22 protein-coding genes and 2 tRNA genes are annotated in these 18,076 nt (G+C 68.9%); 15 read left to right on the forward strand and 9 right to left on the reverse strand.

Translation table 11 applies throughout. The annotated features are described in order from the left end of the window. Positions 1-186: 186 nt before the first annotated feature. Positions 187-2,733 (forward strand): DNA gyrase subunit A, encoded by a 2,547-nt coding sequence (gyrA, locus tag WA967_RS10010; RefSeq protein WP_424421907.1) that lies wholly within the window; start codon positions 187-189, stop codon positions 2,731-2,733. Positions 2,734-2,752: 19 nt separating this feature from the next. Continuing rightward, positions 2,753-3,157, forward strand: a complete 405-nt coding sequence (locus WA967_RS10015; RefSeq protein WP_424421909.1) for a DUF3566 domain-containing protein — start codon at positions 2,753-2,755, stop codon at positions 3,155-3,157. 1 nt (position 3,158) lies between these two features. Here WA967_RS10015 and WA967_RS10020 read toward each other — a convergent pair whose 3' ends face one another. Beyond that, complete coding sequence (locus WA967_RS10020) at positions 3,159-3,872, reverse strand: VIT1/CCC1 transporter family protein (RefSeq protein ID WP_424421911.1); 714 nt, start codon at positions 3,870-3,872, stop codon at positions 3,159-3,161. 83 nt (positions 3,873-3,955) lie between these two features. Here WA967_RS10020 and WA967_RS10025 point away from each other — a divergent pair, with 83 nt between their 5' ends. The 5 genes from WA967_RS10025 to WA967_RS10045 all read left to right on the forward strand — a co-directional run bounded on the left by WA967_RS10025 (position 3,956) and on the right by WA967_RS10045 (position 7,046). Next, positions 3,956-5,266: a histidine kinase gene (locus tag WA967_RS10025; RefSeq protein WP_424421913.1), complete on the forward strand. Its 1,311-nt coding sequence runs from the start codon at positions 3,956-3,958 to the stop codon at positions 5,264-5,266. Beyond that, positions 5,254-5,940 (forward strand): LuxR C-terminal-related transcriptional regulator, encoded by a 687-nt coding sequence (locus tag WA967_RS10030; RefSeq protein WP_424421915.1) that lies wholly within the window; start codon positions 5,254-5,256, stop codon positions 5,938-5,940. The genes WA967_RS10025 and WA967_RS10030 overlap by 13 nt, the downstream gene beginning before the upstream one ends. Further along, positions 5,937-6,731, forward strand: a complete 795-nt coding sequence (locus tag WA967_RS10035) for a hypothetical protein (RefSeq protein ID WP_424421917.1) — start codon at positions 5,937-5,939, stop codon at positions 6,729-6,731. Before WA967_RS10030 ends, WA967_RS10035 begins: the two co-directional genes overlap by 4 nt. Positions 6,732-6,862: 131 nt before the next feature. After that, positions 6,863-6,936 (forward strand) — tRNA-Ile (locus WA967_RS10040). 37 nt (positions 6,937-6,973) lie between these two features. Continuing rightward, positions 6,974-7,046, forward strand: a tRNA-Ala gene (locus tag WA967_RS10045). Positions 7,047-7,197: 151 nt separating this feature from the next. Here the strand turns inward: WA967_RS10045 and WA967_RS10050 are convergent. Then, the gene (locus WA967_RS10050) at positions 7,198-8,031 is read right to left on the reverse strand and encodes a hydrolase (protein WP_424421919.1); all 834 of its coding nucleotides are present in this window, start codon (positions 8,029-8,031) and stop codon (positions 7,198-7,200) included. A gap of 69 nt (positions 8,032-8,100) precedes the next feature. On the opposite strand from WA967_RS10050, the gene soxR reads away from it, so the two are divergent. Then, complete coding sequence (gene soxR / locus WA967_RS10055; protein WP_424421921.1) at positions 8,101-8,544, forward strand: redox-sensitive transcriptional activator SoxR; 444 nt, start codon at positions 8,101-8,103, stop codon at positions 8,542-8,544. Positions 8,545-8,652: 108 nt separating this feature from the next. Here soxR and WA967_RS10060 read toward each other — a convergent pair whose 3' ends face one another. The 3 genes from WA967_RS10060 to WA967_RS10070 all read right to left on the reverse strand — a co-directional run bounded on the left by WA967_RS10060 (position 8,653) and on the right by WA967_RS10070 (position 10,517). Further along, on the reverse strand, positions 8,653-8,850 hold the full coding sequence (locus WA967_RS10060) for a DUF6186 family protein (protein WP_424421923.1): 198 nt from the start codon (positions 8,848-8,850) through the stop codon (positions 8,653-8,655). After that, a complete protein-coding gene (locus WA967_RS10065) occupies positions 8,847-9,443 on the reverse strand; it encodes a hypothetical protein (RefSeq protein WP_424421925.1) in 597 nt (198 codons plus the stop codon). The genes WA967_RS10060 and WA967_RS10065 overlap by 4 nt, the downstream gene beginning before the upstream one ends. A gap of 156 nt (positions 9,444-9,599) precedes the next feature. Further along, positions 9,600-10,517, reverse strand: coding sequence for an NAD-dependent epimerase/dehydratase family protein (locus WA967_RS10070; protein ID WP_424421927.1), 918 nt, complete (start codon positions 10,515-10,517; stop codon positions 9,600-9,602). Positions 10,518-10,607: 90 nt separating this feature from the next. Here WA967_RS10070 and WA967_RS10075 point away from each other — a divergent pair, with 90 nt between their 5' ends. From WA967_RS10075 to WA967_RS10085, 3 genes are all read left to right on the forward strand, one after another. Continuing rightward, entirely contained in the window at positions 10,608-10,958 is a 351-nt protein-coding gene (locus WA967_RS10075) for a MerR family transcriptional regulator (protein ID WP_424421929.1), read from the forward strand. Positions 10,959-11,028: 70 nt separating this feature from the next. Beyond that, positions 11,029-12,159, forward strand: a complete 1,131-nt coding sequence (locus WA967_RS10080; RefSeq protein ID WP_424421931.1) for an aminotransferase class V-fold PLP-dependent enzyme — start codon at positions 11,029-11,031, stop codon at positions 12,157-12,159. A gap of 81 nt (positions 12,160-12,240) precedes the next feature. Next, the gene (locus WA967_RS10085; protein ID WP_424421934.1) at positions 12,241-13,086 is read left to right on the forward strand and encodes a universal stress protein; all 846 of its coding nucleotides are present in this window, start codon (positions 12,241-12,243) and stop codon (positions 13,084-13,086) included. Positions 13,087-13,198: 112 nt separating this feature from the next. Here the strand turns inward: WA967_RS10085 and WA967_RS10090 are convergent, their stop codons facing one another. Then, complete coding sequence (locus WA967_RS10090; protein WP_424421937.1) at positions 13,199-13,654, reverse strand: hypothetical protein; 456 nt, start codon at positions 13,652-13,654, stop codon at positions 13,199-13,201. A gap of 91 nt (positions 13,655-13,745) precedes the next feature. Here WA967_RS10090 and WA967_RS10095 point away from each other — a divergent pair, with 91 nt between their 5' ends. Further along, entirely contained in the window at positions 13,746-14,168 is a 423-nt protein-coding gene (locus WA967_RS10095; RefSeq protein WP_424421939.1) for an NUDIX hydrolase, read from the forward strand. 16 nt (positions 14,169-14,184) lie between these two features. Here WA967_RS10095 and WA967_RS10100 read toward each other — a convergent pair whose 3' ends face one another. Together WA967_RS10100 and WA967_RS10105 are read right to left on the reverse strand one after the other, a co-directional pair. Beyond that, positions 14,185-14,709, reverse strand: coding sequence for an aminoacyl-tRNA deacylase (locus WA967_RS10100; protein ID WP_424421941.1), 525 nt, complete (start codon positions 14,707-14,709; stop codon positions 14,185-14,187). 2 nt (positions 14,710-14,711) lie between these two features. Beyond that, the gene (locus tag WA967_RS10105) at positions 14,712-15,209 is read right to left on the reverse strand and encodes a DNA helicase (protein WP_424421943.1); all 498 of its coding nucleotides are present in this window, start codon (positions 15,207-15,209) and stop codon (positions 14,712-14,714) included. 138 nt (positions 15,210-15,347) lie between these two features. Between WA967_RS10105 and WA967_RS10110 the strand changes: the two genes are divergently transcribed. After that, positions 15,348-15,905 (forward strand): peptidylprolyl isomerase, encoded by a 558-nt coding sequence (locus WA967_RS10110; RefSeq protein WP_424421946.1) that lies wholly within the window; start codon positions 15,348-15,350, stop codon positions 15,903-15,905. Between the two features lie 18 nt (positions 15,906-15,923). Further along, positions 15,924-16,805 carry a rhomboid family intramembrane serine protease gene (locus tag WA967_RS10115; protein WP_424421948.1) on the forward strand — a complete coding sequence of 294 codons (882 nt, stop codon included), beginning with the start codon at positions 15,924-15,926 and terminating at the stop codon, positions 16,803-16,805. A gap of 195 nt (positions 16,806-17,000) precedes the next feature. Here the strand turns inward: WA967_RS10115 and WA967_RS10120 are convergent, their stop codons facing one another. Beyond that, complete coding sequence (locus tag WA967_RS10120) at positions 17,001-17,240, reverse strand: cell division protein CrgA (protein ID WP_424421951.1); 240 nt, start codon at positions 17,238-17,240, stop codon at positions 17,001-17,003. Between the two features lie 37 nt (positions 17,241-17,277). On the opposite strand from WA967_RS10120, the gene WA967_RS10125 reads away from it, so the two are divergent. Then, positions 17,278-18,069, forward strand: coding sequence for a class E sortase (locus WA967_RS10125; RefSeq protein WP_424421953.1), 792 nt, complete (start codon positions 17,278-17,280; stop codon positions 18,067-18,069). Positions 18,070-18,076 lie beyond the last annotated feature (7 nt).

Here is an 18,076-nt window from a genome sequence, read left to right on the forward strand (position 1 = left end):
ACCCACACCATCGGGTCGGGCAACAACAGCACAAGCACGTACAACAGCACAAGCACGTAGGACGGAGGAACCTTCTCGGAGCGAGCATCGGGGTGGCGCGCCAGCGCCGGGGCCCCCGCTCTGCGAGCGAAGAGAAGGCTCCGGAGTCCGGCAGTACCAGCATCCGAAAGCTGAGAAGAAGCGAACATGACTGACGAAGAACGCCCCGAGCCGGCACACGACCACGGCCGCATCGAGCAGGTCGACCTGCAGACCGAGATGCAGAAGTCGTACCTCGACTACGCCATGGCGGTCATCGTCGGGCGCGCGTTGCCCGACGTGCGCGACGGCCTCAAGCCCGTGCACCGCCGCGTGATATACGGAATGTACGACGGCGGATTCCGCCCCGACAAGGCGTTCTCCAAGTGCGCCCGCGTCGTGGGCGAGGTCATGGGTCAGTACCACCCGCACGGCGACTCCGCCATCTATGACACCCTCGTGCGCCTCGTGCAGCCGTGGTCGCTGCGCTACCCGCTGGCGCTCGGTCAGGGCAACTTCGGCTCCCCCGGCAACATGGGCGCCGCAGCCCCCCGGTACACCGAGACGAAGATGGCCCCGCTCGCGCTCGAGATGGTGCGCGACATCGAAGAGGAGACCGTCGACTTCTCGCCGAACTACGACGGGCGCACCGAGGAGCCCGACGTGCTGCCGTCGCGCTTCCCGAACCTGCTGGTCAACGGCTCCATCGGCATCGCGGTCGGCATGGCGACCAACATCCCGCCGCACAACCTGCGCGAGGTCTCGGCGGCGGCGCTGTGGGCGCTGGAGAACCGTGACCTCCCGCGTGAGCAGCTGCTGGACGGCCTGATCGCCCGCATCCCGGGCCCGGACTTCCCGACCGGCGCGCAGATCCTGGGAACCAAGGGCATCCAAGAGGCGTACCGCACCGGTCGCGGCTCCATCAAGATGCGGGCGGTCGTCGACGTGGAGGAGATCCAGGGGCGCACCTGCCTGGTGATCACCGAGCTGCCGTACCAGGTCAACCCCGACAACCTCGCAGTGAAGATCGGCGAGCTGGCCCGCGACGGTCGCATCAACGGCATCGCCGACATCCGCGACGAGTCCTCTGACCGCACCGGTCAGCGCCTGGTCATCGTGCTCAAGCGCGACGCCGTGGCCAAGGTCGTGCTCAACAACCTGTACAAGCACACCCAGCTGCAGGAGAACTTCGGCGCGAACATGCTGGCCATCGTCGACGGCGTGCCGCGCACGCTGGCTCTCGACGGCTTCATCATCCACTGGCTCAACCACCAGTTGGACGTCATCGTGCGTCGCACCGCGTTCCGGCTGCGCAAGGCCGAGGAGCGGATGCACATCCTGCGCGGTCTGCTGAAGGCGCTGGATGCTCTGGACGAGGTCATCGCGCTCATCCGCCGCTCTCCCAGCGCCGACGATGCGCGGGAGGGGCTGAAGGGCCTGCTCGGCATCGACGACGCCCAGGCCGATGCCATCCTGCTGCTGCAGCTGCGTCGCCTGGCAGCCCTGGAGCGCCAGAAGATCATCGACGAGGCCACCGAGCTCGAGGCGAAGATCACCGACTACAAGGACATCATCGCCACCGAAGCCCGTCAGCGCGAGATCGTGCGCAACGAGCTCACCGAGATCGTCGACAAGTTCGGGGACGAGCGTCGCACGCACATCCTGCACGGCTTCGACGGCGACATGTCCATGGAGGACCTCATCCCCGTGGAGGAGATGGTGGTCACCATCACCCGTGAGGGCTACATCAAGCGCACGCGCAGCGACAATTACCGCTCGCAACACCGCGGCGGCAAGGGTGTGAAGGGTGCGCAGCTGCGCGCCGACGACCTCGTCGAGCACTTCTTCGTGACCACCACGCACCACTGGCTGCTGTTCTTCACGGACAAGGGCCGTGTGTACCGCACCAAGACGTACGAGGTGCCGGAGGCCGGCCGCGATGCCAAGGGCCAGCACGTCGCGAACCTGCTGGCGCTGCAGCCCGAGGAGAAGATCGCGCAGGTGCTGGCGATCAGCGACTACGCGGCGAAGGACTACCTGGTGCTGGCGACGCAGGGCGGCCTGGTCAAGAAGACCCGCCTGGGTGACTACGACACCAACCGCCAGGGTGGAGTGATCGCCATCCGCATGCGCGAGGGCGACGAGCTGGTCAGTGCCAAGCTGGTCAACGCCGACGAGGACATCCTGCTCATCAGCGCCAAGGGCATGTCGGTGCGCTTCCACGCCACCGACGACGCGCTGCGTCCGATGGGCCGGGCCACCGAGGGCGTGCGGGGAATGAAGTTCAAGGACGACGAGGACTGCCTGCTCTCGGCATCCATCGTCGCCGAGGACGCATACGTGTTCACCGTCACCGATGGAGGCTACGCCAAGCGCACCAGCGTCGACGAGTACAAGGTGCAGAAGCGAGGCGGAACCGGCATCAAGGTGGCCAAGCTGAGCGACGAAAGAGGGGTTCTCGCGGGCGGTCTGATCGTCTCCGAGGACGACGAGGTCTTGGTGGTTCTGTCCAGCGGCAAGGTGGTACGCTCTGCCGTGGCCGAGGTGCCCTCCAAGGGCCGCGACACCATGGGAGTCGTGTTCGCACGCATGACCGGCAAGGATCGCATTCTCGCCGTCGCCCGCAACAGCGAGCGCGGAATGGATGAGGATGACGAGGCGGATGCCGAGACCTCCCAGGCCCAGACCCCCGACGCTGAGACCCCCGAAGCCTGACCCCGAAGAGAGCTGAGCAATGAGCACAGTCGCAGACAAGCTGGCGAAGAAGTCCACCCGCCGCAGCGGTGGCAAGCAGGTGCGCCTGCGTCTGGTCTACGTCGACTTCTGGTCCGCGGTCAAGCTCTCCTTCCTGGGGGCGGTGGCGCTGGCGATCGTCACGATGGTGTCGTTCTTCCTGGTGTACCTGGTGCTGGACGCCACCGGCGTGCTGTCGCAGACCAGCAAGATCCTGGACTCGATCACCGACGGATCCATCGACCTGCAGGGCCTGATCGGCCTGCCGCAGGTGATGGCATTCGGTGCGGTGGTCTCGATCCTGAACCTCATCGTGTTCACCGTGCTGGGAGCCGTGGTGGCGGGCATCTACAACATGGCGGTGAAGGTGACCGGCGGGCTGCTCGTCGGCTTCATGTCGAACTGAGTCAGACCACGCCGGTGGTGCCGAGCAGGGTGCCGATCAGCCAGGTGGCGCCCAGCGCGAGTGCGCCGCCGACCACCAGACGCAGGGATGCCCGGATCGGGTTCGCACCGCCGATCCTCGCGGAGATGAACCCCGTCAGCCACAGTGCGACCAGCACGGCGAGGAACGTGATGGGCACCCGCACCGAAGGAGGCGGCAGCAGAATGGCCAGCAACGGCAGCAGTGCGCCGATCGTGAACGAGATGGCCGACGAGATCGCGGCGTGCCAGGGGTTGACCAGGTCGTTCTGATCGATCCCCAGCTCCACCTCCAGGTGCGCGGCCAGGGCATCGTGCTCGGTGAGCTCGACCGCCACCTGGCGAGCGGTCTGCTCGCTGAGCCCCCGCTCGCGGTACAGGTCGACGAGCTCCGCGAGCTCCTCGTCGGGCATGGTGCGCAGCTCTTCGCGCTCCTTGTGGATCAGCGCCTGCTCGGTGTCGCGCTGGCTGCTGACCGACACGTACTCGCCCAGGGCCATCGAGATCGCACCGCCGACCAGGCCAGCCAGGCCCGCCACCAGCAGAGCGGCGTTGTCGGTGGTGGCGCCGGCCACGCCGACCACCAGCGACGCCACCGAGACGATGCCGTCGTTCGCGCCGAGCACACCCGCCCGCAGCCAGTTCAGTCGTTGGCTCAGGCCGGCCCCGTGTGGCTCGTCGTCATGCGCATCCGTCATGGTGACAGTGTAGGGAAAACCCGAATCCAGCTGGGGGGCTGGCCCCGTGTCGCCGGCATGCGCGTCACCGTAGCGTATTAGCCATGACCACGAATCCGACTCCCCTGGTGCCGCCGACAGCGGCTCCCGCCGCAGGACGGCCGGCGGATGCCGAACGACCGCCGTTGCGCATCCTCCTGACCATCCTCGAACTCGCCGCGCTCGGCGTGGTCGGATCCGCGGTGCTGGGCATCCTGTCCGCGGCCCTCGGCGTGGGACTGGGCATGCTGTTCGTCCTCGGCGCCGGCGTGTTCGTGCTGCTGGGGCTCGTCTACGCGCTCTACGGCGTGGCGTGGTTCGAGGTGCGCCGGGTCGGCGACCTGTACGCGCAGGACCTGACGGATCTGCAGTGGCGTCCGCGGACGCGCCCCGGATTCTGGGGCTGGGTGCGCAACGTCGCCCGGCAGAGCATCGACGGACGCATGTGGAAGGTCATCCTCAACTTCGTGCTGGCCGCCGTCGCCGGAACGATCGTGCTGCGCCTGGCCTGGGGCGCGGTGTGGTCGGGCTTCACCGCTTTCGCGCCACTGACCGGCCGGGGCGAGGTGGAGGGCCCGTGGGGTTCCCTCATCGCCACCCCGTGGGCTCCGCTCGTCGGCATCCTGGGCGTGCTCGCCTCGCTGGCCGGCATCGTGGGCCTGGCACTGCTGCACCGCACGCTCAGCCGGAGTCTGGTCATCCCCGACCGCGCCGCTCAGCTGAGCGAGCAGGTGCGCACCACGTCAGCGCAGCGGGAGGGCGCCGTCCGCGCGGCCGATCTGGAGCGCACCCGCATCGAACGCGACCTGCACGACGGCGTCCAGCCGCGGCTGGTCTCGGTGGGCATGACGCTCGGACTCGCACAGCAGAAGATCGACACCGATCCGGTGGCGGCGAAGGCCCTGATCGACGAGGCGCACACCTCCACCAAGGCCGCCATCACCGAGCTGCGGCAGCTGGCCCGCGGCATCCACACCTCCGTGCTCGACGACCGCGGTCTGGACGCCGCGCTCTCGGCGCTGGCCGGCCGGTCGCACATCCCCGTGCAGCTGGACGTGCGCATCGAGCCCGGCGTGACAGGTGCGGGCAGCGGATGCCGGGATGCCGAGGCCGCCGTGTACTTCGCCATCGCGGAGTCGCTGACCAACGCGGCCAAGCACTCCCGGGCCAGCGAGTGCCGCATCGTGGTGCGCTCACGTGACGGCGGGCTGTGGGCGCGCGTCGAGGACAACGGCATGGGCGGCGCGCAGGTGCAGCCCGGAGGCGGACTGGACGGCATCACCAACCGCATCCTCGCCGCCGGCGGCACGTTCCGCCTGGACAGCCCCGCCGGCGGCCCGACCAGCCTGGAGGTGATGGTGCCATGCGCATCCTGATCTGCGAGGATTCCGTCCTGCTCCGCGAGGGCCTGGTTCGCCTGCTGGAGGATGCCGGTCACGAGGTGATCGCCGCCCTCCCGGACACCCACGGACTCACGGATGCCGTGGTCGAGAAGAATCCTGAGCTGTGCATCCTGGACGTGCGGCTGCCGCCGACGTTCACCGACGAGGGCATCCGCGCGGCGCTGGAGATCCGCGCCGCGCATCCGTCCCTCCCCCTGCTGGTGCTCTCCCAGTACGTCGAGGAGCGCTACGCGAGCGACTTGATCGCGGCGCAGGGCGGGGCGCTCGGCTACCTGCTGAAGGACCGGGTGGCGGATGTCGCCGAGTTCATCGAATCCGTCCGGCGGATCGAGGCGGGCGCCACCGTGCTCGACCCCGAGGTGGTCGCGCAGCTGCTGACGCGCCGCAACAGAGACGAGCGGATGCTGCGCCTGACCGAGCGCGAGCGCACCGTGCTCGCGCTGATCGCGGAGGGCAAGCAGAACAGCACGATCGCCGAGCTGCTGTTCCTCAGCGAGGCCAGCGTCGAGAAGCACATCACGGCCATCTTCCAGAAACTCGGGCTGGAGCCCGAAGACGGCAACCGGCGGGTGCTCGCAGCACTCGCCCACATCGAGAGCACCGGATCTGCGGATGCCGGACACGAGACTCAGGGAGGTCTGCGATGAGCAGCACGAAGAAGAGCGTCGGAGCGCTCACGGTGGTTCTGGCGGTGGTCGGCGGCGTGGCGCTGCTGGGCGCCGGAGGGACGGCGGCGTTCGCGGGGGCGCGGCAGATGGTGACCTCGGACGGCGCCCTGCAGGCCGACGTGCAGGGGGTCTCGTCGCTGGACCTCGAAGTCGGCGTCGCGGATGTGACCGTGGAGTTCAGCGCCGGAGTGGAGAAGGCCGAGCTGACCATCGAGCGGGGCTCCATCAGCGGCTGGTCAGTGAATCGCGACGGCGATGAGCTGAAGGTCCGCAGCCCGAGAACCGATTTCTGGGTGTTCCGCCCGTTCTGGACAGGGGAGGACCAGCGCGCCACGCTGCTGCTGCCGGAGTCGCTGCGCGGCATCGACGCTGACCTCACCCTGGATGCGGGATCCCTCTCGGTCGACGGGGACTTCGCCGAACTGGACCTGAGCGTGAGCGCCGGAGCGCTCACCGTCACCGGGACGGCGAGGGCGGTGGATGCCGAGGTGAGCGCCGGCCGCGCAGAGCTGAACTTGGGTCGCGCGCAGACCGTGGAGTACACGATCAGCGCCGGGCGGCTGACCTCGACGCTGACGACCGTGCCGGACGAGGTCGACATCGAGGCGTCGGCCGGCGCCGCGCAGGTGACGCTGCCGAGGGCGGAGTACGACGTGCGGCGCGAGCTCTCCGCCGGATCGCTGGACAGCCGTCTCACGGAGCGGCCCGGCAGCGGACACGTGGTGAAGGTCTCCGCCTCGGCCGGCAGCGTGACTCTGCGCGAGGGATGACTCCGCGCGAGGGATGACCGGGTGGGCGGAGACGCGGCCCCGCCCACCCGGCGCGCCACGCCCGGCGTGCGCGCGGTGGTCGCCCGATTCGCTTTTCACCCGCGAGATCCGGTAAAGTCTTGGAGGTTGACGGGGCTATAGCTCAGGCGGTTAGAGCGCTTCACTGATAATGAAGAGGTCCCAGGTTCAAGTCCTGGTAGCCCCACTCCGTTCGCGGAACTCCTGCGGTGTCCGCGCCGTTCGGGGCCTTAGCTCAGTTGGTAGAGCGCCGCCTTTGCAAGGCGGATGTCAGGAGTTCGAATCTCCTAGGCTCCACAGTCAGGGCCCCGGCATATGCTGGGGCTTCTTGTTTCTGCGCCGCAGTCGTATCCTTCCGGGATCACACCCACCCGGGAAGAGCCCATCGGGCGCTCTGCGTGCAGTCGCCGGGATCGGCGACGGACAGCCCACCGTCCCGCAGTGCAGCTCAGCCCGGCCCCGTGAGGTGGTCGAAGTCGCCGCGCACCCAGGCGGCGTGCCGTCGTGCCGACGCGAACATCTTCTCGCGCGCACCGCTCGCGAGCCGGTGCCGGAAGTTTCCGTACAGACGATCGAACTCGTAGCGACCCACGTGCGCGGCGATGCGCTCGGCCACGGCGCCCGAGAGCGGCAGGTGGTTCGGGTACGAGCGCATGAACGTCACGGTCTCATGGTCGGGGTTCACGAACATGGTGTCGCCGGCCAGCACCACGCCCGCCCCGTCCCGCCCCGACCAGTGCACCACCACGCTGCCGGGGAAGTGCCCTCCCGGCTGAGAGGCCACGACGCCGGGAACGATCTCGATCGTGTCATCCCACACCCGCAGCTGGGCGGGTTCGTAGCCGAGCCAGGTGCGATCCAGCGTCGACACGTAGACGGGGGCATCGCCGAGCGCGTGCGACCACGCGGACTGCAGGCCGTACATGTGCGGATGCGATGCGATGATCCCGTGCACGTCGCCCAGTCGGCGCACGGCGTCCACCGCCTCGCTCGTGATCGCGCCGGGAACGTCGAACAGGACGTTTCCGCCGTCGGTCACGATCAGCTTGGCCTGCTGGCCGATACCGACACCGTCCAGGACATCGATGCCCCACAGTCCCGGCTCGCGCTCAGTCAGCTCGATGCGGCCGGTGAAGTCGGCGGGGTCCACCCACCGCTGCCCGCCTTCGCCGACGTACTGGCGCTCGTCGGCGCAGATCGGACAGACGTCGGGCAGGCCGTCCGTGGACCGCTCGACACCGCAGGTCGCGCACTGAACGAGGTGAGGAGGAAATTCTGTCATAGTCATGAGGCCAGCATCCGACTTCAAGCGCACTTGAAGTCAACCCCACCTGCGATGCAGACTCGTGTCGTGCTGAATGACGAGCTCACGATCGGCGAGGTCGCGGACCGCGCGGGCGTTGCGACGTCGGCGATCCGCCACTATGAGCAGCTGGGGCTGCTCACCAGCACGCGCACGACCGGCAATCAGCGGCGCTTCGCGCGCTCCGTGCTGCGCCGGATCGCCGTGATCCAGGCCGCCCAGCACGTGGGACTCTCGCTCGCCGAGATCAGGGATGCGTTCTCGCGGTTCCCCGCCGAGCACGCCCCTACCAAGCGCGACTGGGCGCGGCTCGCCCGCGAATGGCGTCCCCGGCTCGATCGTCGCATCGCCGAGCTCGAGCAGGTGCGCAACGGCCTGGCGATGTGTGTGGGATGCGGATGCCTGTCCATGCGCCAGTGCGCCATCTACAACCCCGACGATGCTCTCGCCGAGGGCGGCTCGGGCGCGAGGCGGATCTTCCCGCCGCACTGATCCAACCCCTTGGCGACCATGTCGGGAACCTCAGCCTCAATGAGCTGCGTGCGGTCGACGCGGCTCTGCGTCTGGTGCTGAGTCTCTGATCGTCGAATCCGTGCCGGCTCACAGGGTCTGTCCCGCGAGGAAGTGCCAGCCCAGCCACCACCAGATCACGATCACGGCGAGGCGCACGGCGCGGTCGGCCAGCAGCCGGTCGAAGAGCGCGGTGACGGTGGCCTCGCGGTCGCGCAGGCGGATGCGCCAGGACGCCAGCACCAGGGCTGCCGCGCAGAGCAGGAAGAACGCGGTGCTGACGATCATCGCGTCCCCCTCCCCCGCAGCACCAGGAACGCCCCGCACGCCAGCCAGGCCATCGCGAACACGGCCTTGCCGAGCGGCACGTCCATCAGCGGATCCACCAGGTCGCTGAGCGCGAAGCTCGGCTGCGTGGGGGCGATGCGCCCGACGATGAACTGGGCCAGCTCCCACAGGCATCCGGCCACCAGGATCACCGCCCACGCCACCGCCAGCCGGCGCAGTCCCGGCGTCCACGGACGGACAGCGGATGCCGTGCCCGCCCATCCCGCGATCAGCGCGACCACCCCGGTCACCAGCACCGCCGCCACCATCCCGGCACTGTGCCGCGGCAGCAGAGCGACCGTCACGGTCAGCACGGTGGCGGTGATCACGACCACGCTCGTGTGCACGTGCCGGCCCGCGCGCTGCGGCATCAGGATGCCGGCGATGACCAGCACGATGGCCACGGCGAACGCGACGGCGTCGAACGCGTCCCCACGCACGACCTGCACGATCCCGATCAGCGCCAGGATGATCAGCCAGCACACGACCGGCCAGCGCAGGGCGCGTGCGCTCTGCGATGACGCGTGCCCACCGGCATCCGATCCGGGCTTCATCAGTGCTCCCACCTGCATGGTAGAACGCGTGCAGGACACGAGTCAGCCTGGATCACAAACGCATCGCGGACCACGAACTCCGATGCACCGTTGATCCATCCTGCGCAGGAAGGCGTGCGAGAGGTTCCGCTTCGTGGAAGCCGGGTACCGAAACGCTCAGGCGGCCGGCTGCGCGGCCGCCTCCATGATGGGGCGGTAGCCGCCGCCGCGGATGTCGTCCAGCAGTGAGCCGCCTGCCGGCGTCCAGGCGAACGTCGTCCTGGCTCTGTCGCCGTCGAGCGTGCCCGGCGCTCCGAGGATCAGCGCCAGCGGACCCAGCACGTCGGCCGCACTCGCCGGAGACAGTGACACCGGCTGCGCACCCGTGAGGGCGCTGATCGCCTCGGCGAGCTCGCGCTGCGTGAACGGATGGGCGCCCTTGGCGTTGTACACGCCGGCGCGGGGCTTCGCCAGCGCCGCGAGGTAGAGGCTCGCGAGGTCGTCGACATCGATCGCGTCCCAGACCTGAGCGCCGTCGCCGATGTACCCGGCGGTCCCCGAGGATGCGGCGCCGGCGATCAGGCCCGTCAGCAGTCCCGAGCCGCCGCGACCGTGCACGAGCGCCACGCGCATCACGATAGGGGTGATGCCGGCGGTGCCGAGGAGCTCACGTTCGGCGTGCGCCTTGACGGGCTGGGCGCTGCGCTCAGGAAGCCGTGCGTCTTCGTGCCGCTCCTGGCCGGGGTCGATGCCGTAGACCAGAGCGGTGCTCGTGTACAGCACCGGCTTGCCGCTGCCCGACGCGCCCGCACCGGCGGCGAGGGCACGGATCGCCGTGAGCTCGGTCGCTGCCGCATCCTCGGACATCGTGGTGTCGAACGCTGCGTGGATCACGGCATCCGCTCTCACCGCAGCGGCGCGGAGCAGCTCGGCATCCGCCAGGGACCCATGCACGGCGCTCGCCCCTGCCTCCGTGAGCCGCGCGGCGCCGGCGGCGCTGCGCGTGAGCGCCTCGATGTCGTGCCCTGCGTCGATCAGATGCTCCAGCAGCACCGATCCCACGTATCCTGTGCCGCCCGTGAGGAAGATCTTCATTTCCGTCCTTTCCGTGCGAGCCCGCTGCCCGCCGGATTCGACGCTAAACTGTGACGCTGACGTCAAGGTCAAGTCGGAAGGCGGGATGCCGTGAGAATCGGAGAGCTCAGTCGCGAGACCGGTGCGAGCCCACGGGCGATCCGCTACTACGAGCAGACCGGGCTGCTGAAGTCGAAGCGCCGCACCAACGGGTACCGCGAGTTCGACGACGCCGCCGTCCAGACCGTCATCACGATCCGCACGCTGTTCGAGCTCGGATTCCCGTCCGAACTCGTCTCCCGCGTCCTTCCCTGCACGGGGGATTCGGGTCCGGTCGCCGGGGAATGCAGGGCGCTCATGCAGCGCGTCTCCGAGATCCGCGACGAGATGGATGCCAAGGCCCGGCGCCTCGACGCCACCCGCGATCAGCTGACCCGGTTCATCGCCGCGAATCAGCCGTAGCCGGTACCCGGGCCTTCCACGTCGCGGAACGCCCCTGGCCGGACGCGGAGTGCAGTGCCAGCCTGGGAGCATGAGCCTTCCCCACGACGACATCGACCCCGACGGCCTGCTGGAGTACTCGGTGGTCTTCACCGACCGCTCGCTCAACCACATGTCGGCGCGGTTCGTCGGCATCATGCAGCAGACGCTCGCCATCCTGTGCGAGACCTACGGCGCCGACAGCGCGGCCGTCGTCAATGGCGGTGGCAGCTACGCCATGGAGTCCGTCGCCCGGCACCTGGCCACCGGCAAGAAGGCCCTCGTCGTGCGCAACGGGCTGTTCTCGTATCGCTGGTCGCAGATCCTCGAGCAGGGGTCCATCGCATCCGCCACGACGGTGTGCCAGGCCCGTCCCGACGGCGATGACCCGCAGGCCGCATGGAGTCCCGCGCCCATCGGCGAGGTCACGTCCGCCATCCGCTCAAGCCGACCGGATGTGGTCTTCGCCCCGCACGTGGAGACCGCCGCCGGCATCCTGCTCCCCGACGACTACGTGCGCGCCCTCGCCGACGCCGTGCACGAGGTCGGCGGTGTGCTGGTGCTGGACTGCATCGCCTCCGGCGCGATGTGGGTGGACATGCGCGCGCTCGACGTCGACGTGCTGCTGAGCGCTCCGCAGAAGGGCTGGTCGGGCACCCCGGCGGTCGGGTTCGTCATGCTCAACGAACGCGGGAGGGATGCCGTGGCCGCAGGCATCCCGACCAGCTTCGCCCTGGACCTGAACCGCTGGCTGGCCATCTCCGACGGCTACCGCGACGGGAAAGCGGGCTACCATGCCACGATGCCCACCGACTCGATCGCGGCCAACCTCACGCAGATGATCGAGACCCGCGAGTGGGGCCTGGAGAACCTGCGCCGGGCGCAGATCGACCTCGGCACTCGGGTGCGTGCGCTGCTCGCCGAGCGCGGGCTGCCGTCGGTGGCGGCATCCGCCGTCGCCTCACCCAGCGTGGTCGTCGTGCACACCGCCGACGAGGGCCTGCGCACCGGCGCGGCCTTCAAGGCCCACGGCCTGCAGATCGCCGCCGGGGTGTCGCTGCACTGCGGCGAGCCGGAGTCGTTCTCCACGTTCCGGATGGGCCTGTTCGGCCTGGACAAGCTCGGCGATGTGGCCGGCACCGTCGCACGCCTGGCGGCTGCGCTCGACGCGATGGGCGTCTGACCGGGTTATCCACGGCGCACGTCCGAGCAGCAACCGTGCGGAGCCAATAGAGTGGAGGCCCCGCACAGATGGGAGCCGGAGATGTCGGAGAAGATCGTCGTCGGTGTGATCGACGCGCAGGAGAGCCGCCGTGCCATCGACTGGGCGGTGTCGCGAGCCCAATCACGCGGACAGTCCGTCGAGCTGCTCAGCGTCGTGGGTGGTGCAGTGGGCATGGTCGGCGAGGGCATCGTCATCCAGGCGGCGCTCGAGACCACCGAGCAGATCCTCGCCGAGGCTGCCGGCGGCATCCGGGTTCCGAACCTGACCGTCACCACCCGCGTCGCGATCGGGGATCCGGCAGGGGTCCTCGTCGAGGCGTCGAAGGATGCCGCGCTGCTGGTCATCGGCAGCGACTACCGCGGCCCGGGCGAGGGACCGGCGCGCGGATCGCACGGCATCCGCATCGCGGCCGCCGCACAGTGCCCGGTCGTGGTCGTGCCGGGATTCGATCTGGGCGCCGACCGTCATGGCGTGGTCGTGGGCGTGGACGGCTCCCCCGTCTCCGAGGCCGCGATCGCGTTCGCCGCGGCAGAGGCCGACCGGCTGAGCGAACCGCTCACCGCCGTCATCGTGTGGACGCCGATCACGGCGCCGCGCCACGCGCTGATGGTCAACACCGAGGACTATCGCAACGGCATGGAGCAGGCCGCCCGCGAGGCCCTCGCACTGTCCCTCGCGGGGCTGCACAGCAGGTATCCGGGCATCGAGATCGTCGAGGCGGTCGCGCAAGGATATCCCTCGCAGGTCATCAACGAGCTCGCGTCAGAAGCACGCCTGACCGTCGTGGGCAGCCGGGGGCACGGGGCCGTGCGGCGGTTCCTTCTCGGCTCCATCGGCCACGAGGTGCTGCAGCGCCTGGCATCCGTGACGGTCATCGTACGCTGATCGGGCTCAGCCCGCCGAGCGCAGCTCGTGCGGGGCGACATTGAGCCTGCGGCGTCCGGGCGCGATGTACGGCTCCTCGTGCACCGAGACGCCCGCGGCCTACGACCCCGGGTCAGGATGCCGCGAGGCGGACCCGCTCGCCGAGGAACGCCAGCTGCTCGTCGCCGAGCGCCGTCACCGCGTACGAGACCGGCCAGACAGCGCCATCGTCGAGGTTCGCGGCCTGATCGAACTCGAACGTCGAGTAGCGCACCGTGAACTTGGAGCGCGGCTTGTAGAAGCACACGACCTTTCCGGCCTCGTTCGCATATGCCGGCATCCCGTAGTACGTGCGCGGCACCAGGTGAGGTGCGACCTCGGCGACCAGCGCGTGCAGCGCCTCACCCAGCGCCCGATCGTCATCGGGCATCTCGGCCAGCTTTGCTCGCACCTCGGCTTCGCCCTCGCGGCGGAGCTCTTCCGCATCCTCCTTGCCCCTCGAGCGGGCCTTGCGCCGCTCGGTCGAGGCGGCCTTCATCGCCGCGCGCTCCTCGTCCGAGAACACCACTGTCTTGTCGGTAGTCGCCATGTCGGCCTCCTTGTGTCATCTCCCACGCTACGAAAGCGGGGCGGGAGCCGCTTCTCGACTCCTGACCGGTATGTGGCGCTACTGTGAGTCCATGGACCTGCGCGTCGCCGCCTACGCCGTCGTCACCGACGAGCACGACCGCATCCTGCTGGCCCGCTGGACCGAGGGCAGGCGCGTGGCGTGGACCATGCCGGGCGGCGGCCTCGAGGAGGGCGAGGCCCCTGAGCTGGCGGTGCGGCGCGAGCTGCGCGAGGAGACCGGCTTCCACATCGAGACGACCGAACTGCTGGGCATCCACTCCCGCGTCATCCCCGGCTCACGGCGTGTGCACAAGGCCGAGTCGCCGCTGCACACCCTGCGCATCGTCTATCGGGCCGACATCACCGGTGGCACGCTGCGCTTCGAGACCAACGGCTCCACCGACATGGCGGCGTGGTTCACCCTGTCCGAGGTCGCGAAGCTGCAGCGCGTGAAGCTCGTCGACATCGCCCTGCGCATGGCGGGCATTCTCTGATCACAGGCCGCCAGGCTCAGGCCGGCGGCTGCTCGGGAGACGTGATATCGGCGACCGTGGCGCCGTAGGCGCGGATGAGGTCGTCGGCGTCGACGAACAGGCTGTAGCCGTGCGCACCCGCGCCCATGGCCACACGCCGACCCACGATGGTCTCGTCGGCGTACACCGGCCAGTCGGTGGTGCTGCCGATGGGCACGATCGTGCCGCGCTCGTAGCCGGTCGCGGCCAGCGCGAGCTCGGGCTCCGGCAGCCGCAGTTTGTTCACGCCCACGAGCGCGCGCAGCTTGGGCCACGAGATCGACCTGCCGCCGGGCACCAGCACGAACAGGTACTGATCGGTCTTCTGGGCACCTGACCCCGTCGAATGACGCTTCACCACCAGGGTCTTCACGATGTCGGACGGCTGCAGGCCCAGCAGATCGGCGGCCTCCTGCAGGCTGTTCGCGGCGGGACGCTCGCGGATCTCGATGGCGAGGTCTCGAGCGGATGCCGCAGAGCGCACCCGCTCGAGACCGCCGTCGCGGTCAGGAACCGCCGACATGCTCAGGCGTTGGGAGTGGACAGCGGGTCATCCGCGACCCACAGCTCGTCATCCGCGCGCAGCGCCTGCCACGCGGCGACGACCACGCCGATCGCCGCCGCGGCGCCCAGCACGAGTGCGATGACCGAGCCCAGGCCGGGGCCCTTCTTCTGTGAGACGGCGGGGGCGGGAACGCCCAGCACACTGCGGCGCTTGGCGTTGGCGACATCCCAGGCCGACAGGGCGGTGCCCACGACGCCGCCCACCATGGGGACGACGCGCTGGTCGACGACCTTCCTCCCCATCTTCAGACCGCGATCGAGAGTCGGCGCCACACGGCGGCTGTAGGTGTCCTGTACGACGGGCACGACCTGCTCGCGGTTGAAGTGGCCGAGCTGGCGACCGGCCTCGCGTGCGATGTCGGCGGCGTGGCCGACCAGCACCTGCTGAGCCTCCCACAGCTGACCCGCATCGTCCTGAAGCTTGCGCAGCTCCTTCTTGCGCTTGCGGCTGAGATTCACGTTGCTCTCCCGTCGGTCTGAGTCCGTAGGTTCCTACATCTTGTCAGACGAGGCTGTATGCGGGCAGGGATCTGGCGCACACCCTCCTGATGTGCGACTATACGCGCGCGCACAGACGCGCTCTGAGAGAATGTGAGCATGCCTCACGCTTCTCACGTCGCAACACTGCACACCAACCACGGCGACATCGTCGTCAACCTGTTCGGCGACCACGCCCCGAACACCGTCGCCAACTTCGTCGGGCTGGCCGACGGCAGCAAGTCCTGGACGCACCCGGCCACCGGCAAGCCCGGCGAGGGTCCGCTGTACAAGGACGTCATCTTCCACCGCATCATCCCGAACTTCATGATCCAGGGCGGCGACCCGCTCGGGCAGGGCATCGGCGGCCCCGGCTACAACTTCGACGACGAGATCAACATGGAGCTGAACTTCAACGAGCCCTACATCCTCGCCATGGCCAACGCGGGCCTGCGCCGCAACGCCATCACAGGCAAGGCCGAGGGCACCAACGGCTCGCAGTTCTTCATCACCACCGACCCGACGCCGTGGCTGCAGGGCAAGCACACCATCTTCGGCGCCGTCGCCGACGACGCCTCCAAGAAGGTCGTCGACGCCATCTCCGCCGTCCGCACCGGCGCCCAGGACCGCCCGGTCGAGGACGTCGTGCTGCAGTCGATCGACGTCGCAGCGGCCTGAGAGCGCGAGCCGATCCGGATGACGACCCCAGAGTTCACGAGAAATCGAGACAACTTCTGCTACCGGCATCCGGATCGGCAGAGCTTCGTGCTCTGCCAGCGCTGCATGCGCACGATCTGCCCCGAGTGCCAGACGCAGGGCCCCGTCGGGGTGATCTGCCCGGAGTGCATGAAGGAGCAGCGCAAGGCGGAGTCCCCCGCGCAGCGCAGGGCGCGTCGCGCCTGGGGCCGCGGGCCCGTCGCGATGGCGGGCCGCAGCGGCAGGCCCGTCGTGACCTACGTGCTGCTGGCCATCACCACGGCCATCGGGCTGCTGCAGCTGATCCCGGGGCTCGGCAACGCGATCTCCCAGGCGCTGCTGTTCAACGCGGTCTACCTCTACCCCGAGCTCTCGGGGTTCCCGTTCGAGCCCTGGCGTCTGCTCACCACCGTCTTCGTGCACGGCGGCCTGCTGCACCTCGGGCTGAACATGCTCGCGCTGTGGATGCTGGGCCAGATCCTCGAGCCGATGCTGGGGCGCGGCCGATTCCTGGCGATGTATCTCATCAGCGGACTGGGCGGATCGGTGGCCGTCGCGCTGCTGGCACCCGGCATCTCGACGGTGGGCGCATCCGGCGCGCTGTTCGGAATGATGGCCGCGCTGCTGATCATCGGCCGACACATCGGGGCGAATGTCACCGGCATCCTGGTCGTGCTGGGGATCAACTTCGCCTACGGGTTCATCGTCACCGGCATCGCCTGGCAGGCCCATCTCGGCGGCCTCATCGTCGGGGCCCTCGTCGCCCTGATCTACGTTCGCACCAAGCGCAGGGATCAGCGCACCTGGCAGATCGTGCTGCTCTCAGTGCTGACGATCCTGGTGCTCGGGCTGGCCGTCGCCGGGCAGTGGATTCTGGCTTAAGGCTGATCAACGGTTGTTAACAGGGTTATCCCCCCGTGTGAATAACACCCGTGTAATTCTCCCCACCTGTGGATAAGTGCTGTGGATAACTTTGGGGAATTCTTCTCGTGGGTGGGCGCAGGGATGTTCCCGGTTGGGGGTACGGGAAAGGGCTCCTCGTTTCGCGAGGAGCCCTTTCGGAGTCTTGGATGCCGGTCAGCGCCAGCGGGTGGTCATGAGGAAGCCGGCGAGGGCGATGCCGAGGCCGATGCCGAGGTTCCAGCCGCTGAGACCGGGGATCGGGTAGATCGAGCCGGAGATGTAGTACACGAGGATCCAGGCCAGGCCCAGCAGCATGAGGGTCACCATGAGCGGCTTGAACCAGACGGCGTTGGGAGCATCGCCCGCCGTCTCCGGACGGTCGACGGGCTCTTCGGGTACGCGAGATCGTGCCATGGGCATCAGTCTAGCCGGGACGAATAGACTTCCACTCATGCATGCTGTCGATCGGAGTCGGCGCGCTCGCCGCGCGCGCCCTCGATCGCAGGCGACCGTCACGAGCATCATCGGCGAGTTGCTGCTGACGGCCGGCGTCATCGTGCTGCTGTTCGTGTCGTGGCAGATGTGGATCGGCGACATCATCATCGGCGCGCAGAACAACGACAAGGGCGTCGCGCTGTCGCAGAAGTGGGCGCAGCAGAAGCCTGCACCGCTCCCCTCGGCGACCCCTCCCACGGAACCCGACGACGGCGCCGTCTGGTACGACCCGCCCATCCTCCCGCATCCGGCGAACGCGCAGATCTTCGCCAACATGCACATCCCCCGCTTCGGCGCCGACTACAACGTCAACATCGCGGGCGGCACCACCCGCTCCGGCACTCTGGACCACATCGGCATCGGCCTGTACACGCAGTCGAAGATGCCGGGCGAGGTCGGCAACTTCTCGCTGGCCGGCCACCGCACCACCTGGGGCCGCCCGTTCAACAAGCTCGACAAGCTGCGCGTAGGCGACGCCATCGTCGTGGAGACCCCCGAGGGCTGGTACACGTACCGGTTCCGCACTCTCGAGTACGTCAGACCCACGCGCGTGGACGTGCTCGACGACGTACCGCAGATGCCCGCCCAGCAGACGGGCGAGCGCTACATCACCCTCACCGCCTGCTCGCCCCTGCACTCGCTGGCCGAGCGCATCGTCGCGTACGGGGTGTTCGAGGGATTCCAGCCCCGTGCGGCCGGCCCGCCGGCATCCCTCGCCCCCGTCGAAGTCGCCCCGCCGTCGCTGTAGGAAGGAG

Source organism: Microbacterium sp. (genome assembly GCF_049650565.1).
In the GTDB taxonomy this organism is placed as follows: Bacteria; Actinomycetota; Actinomycetes; order Actinomycetales; family Microbacteriaceae; genus Microbacterium.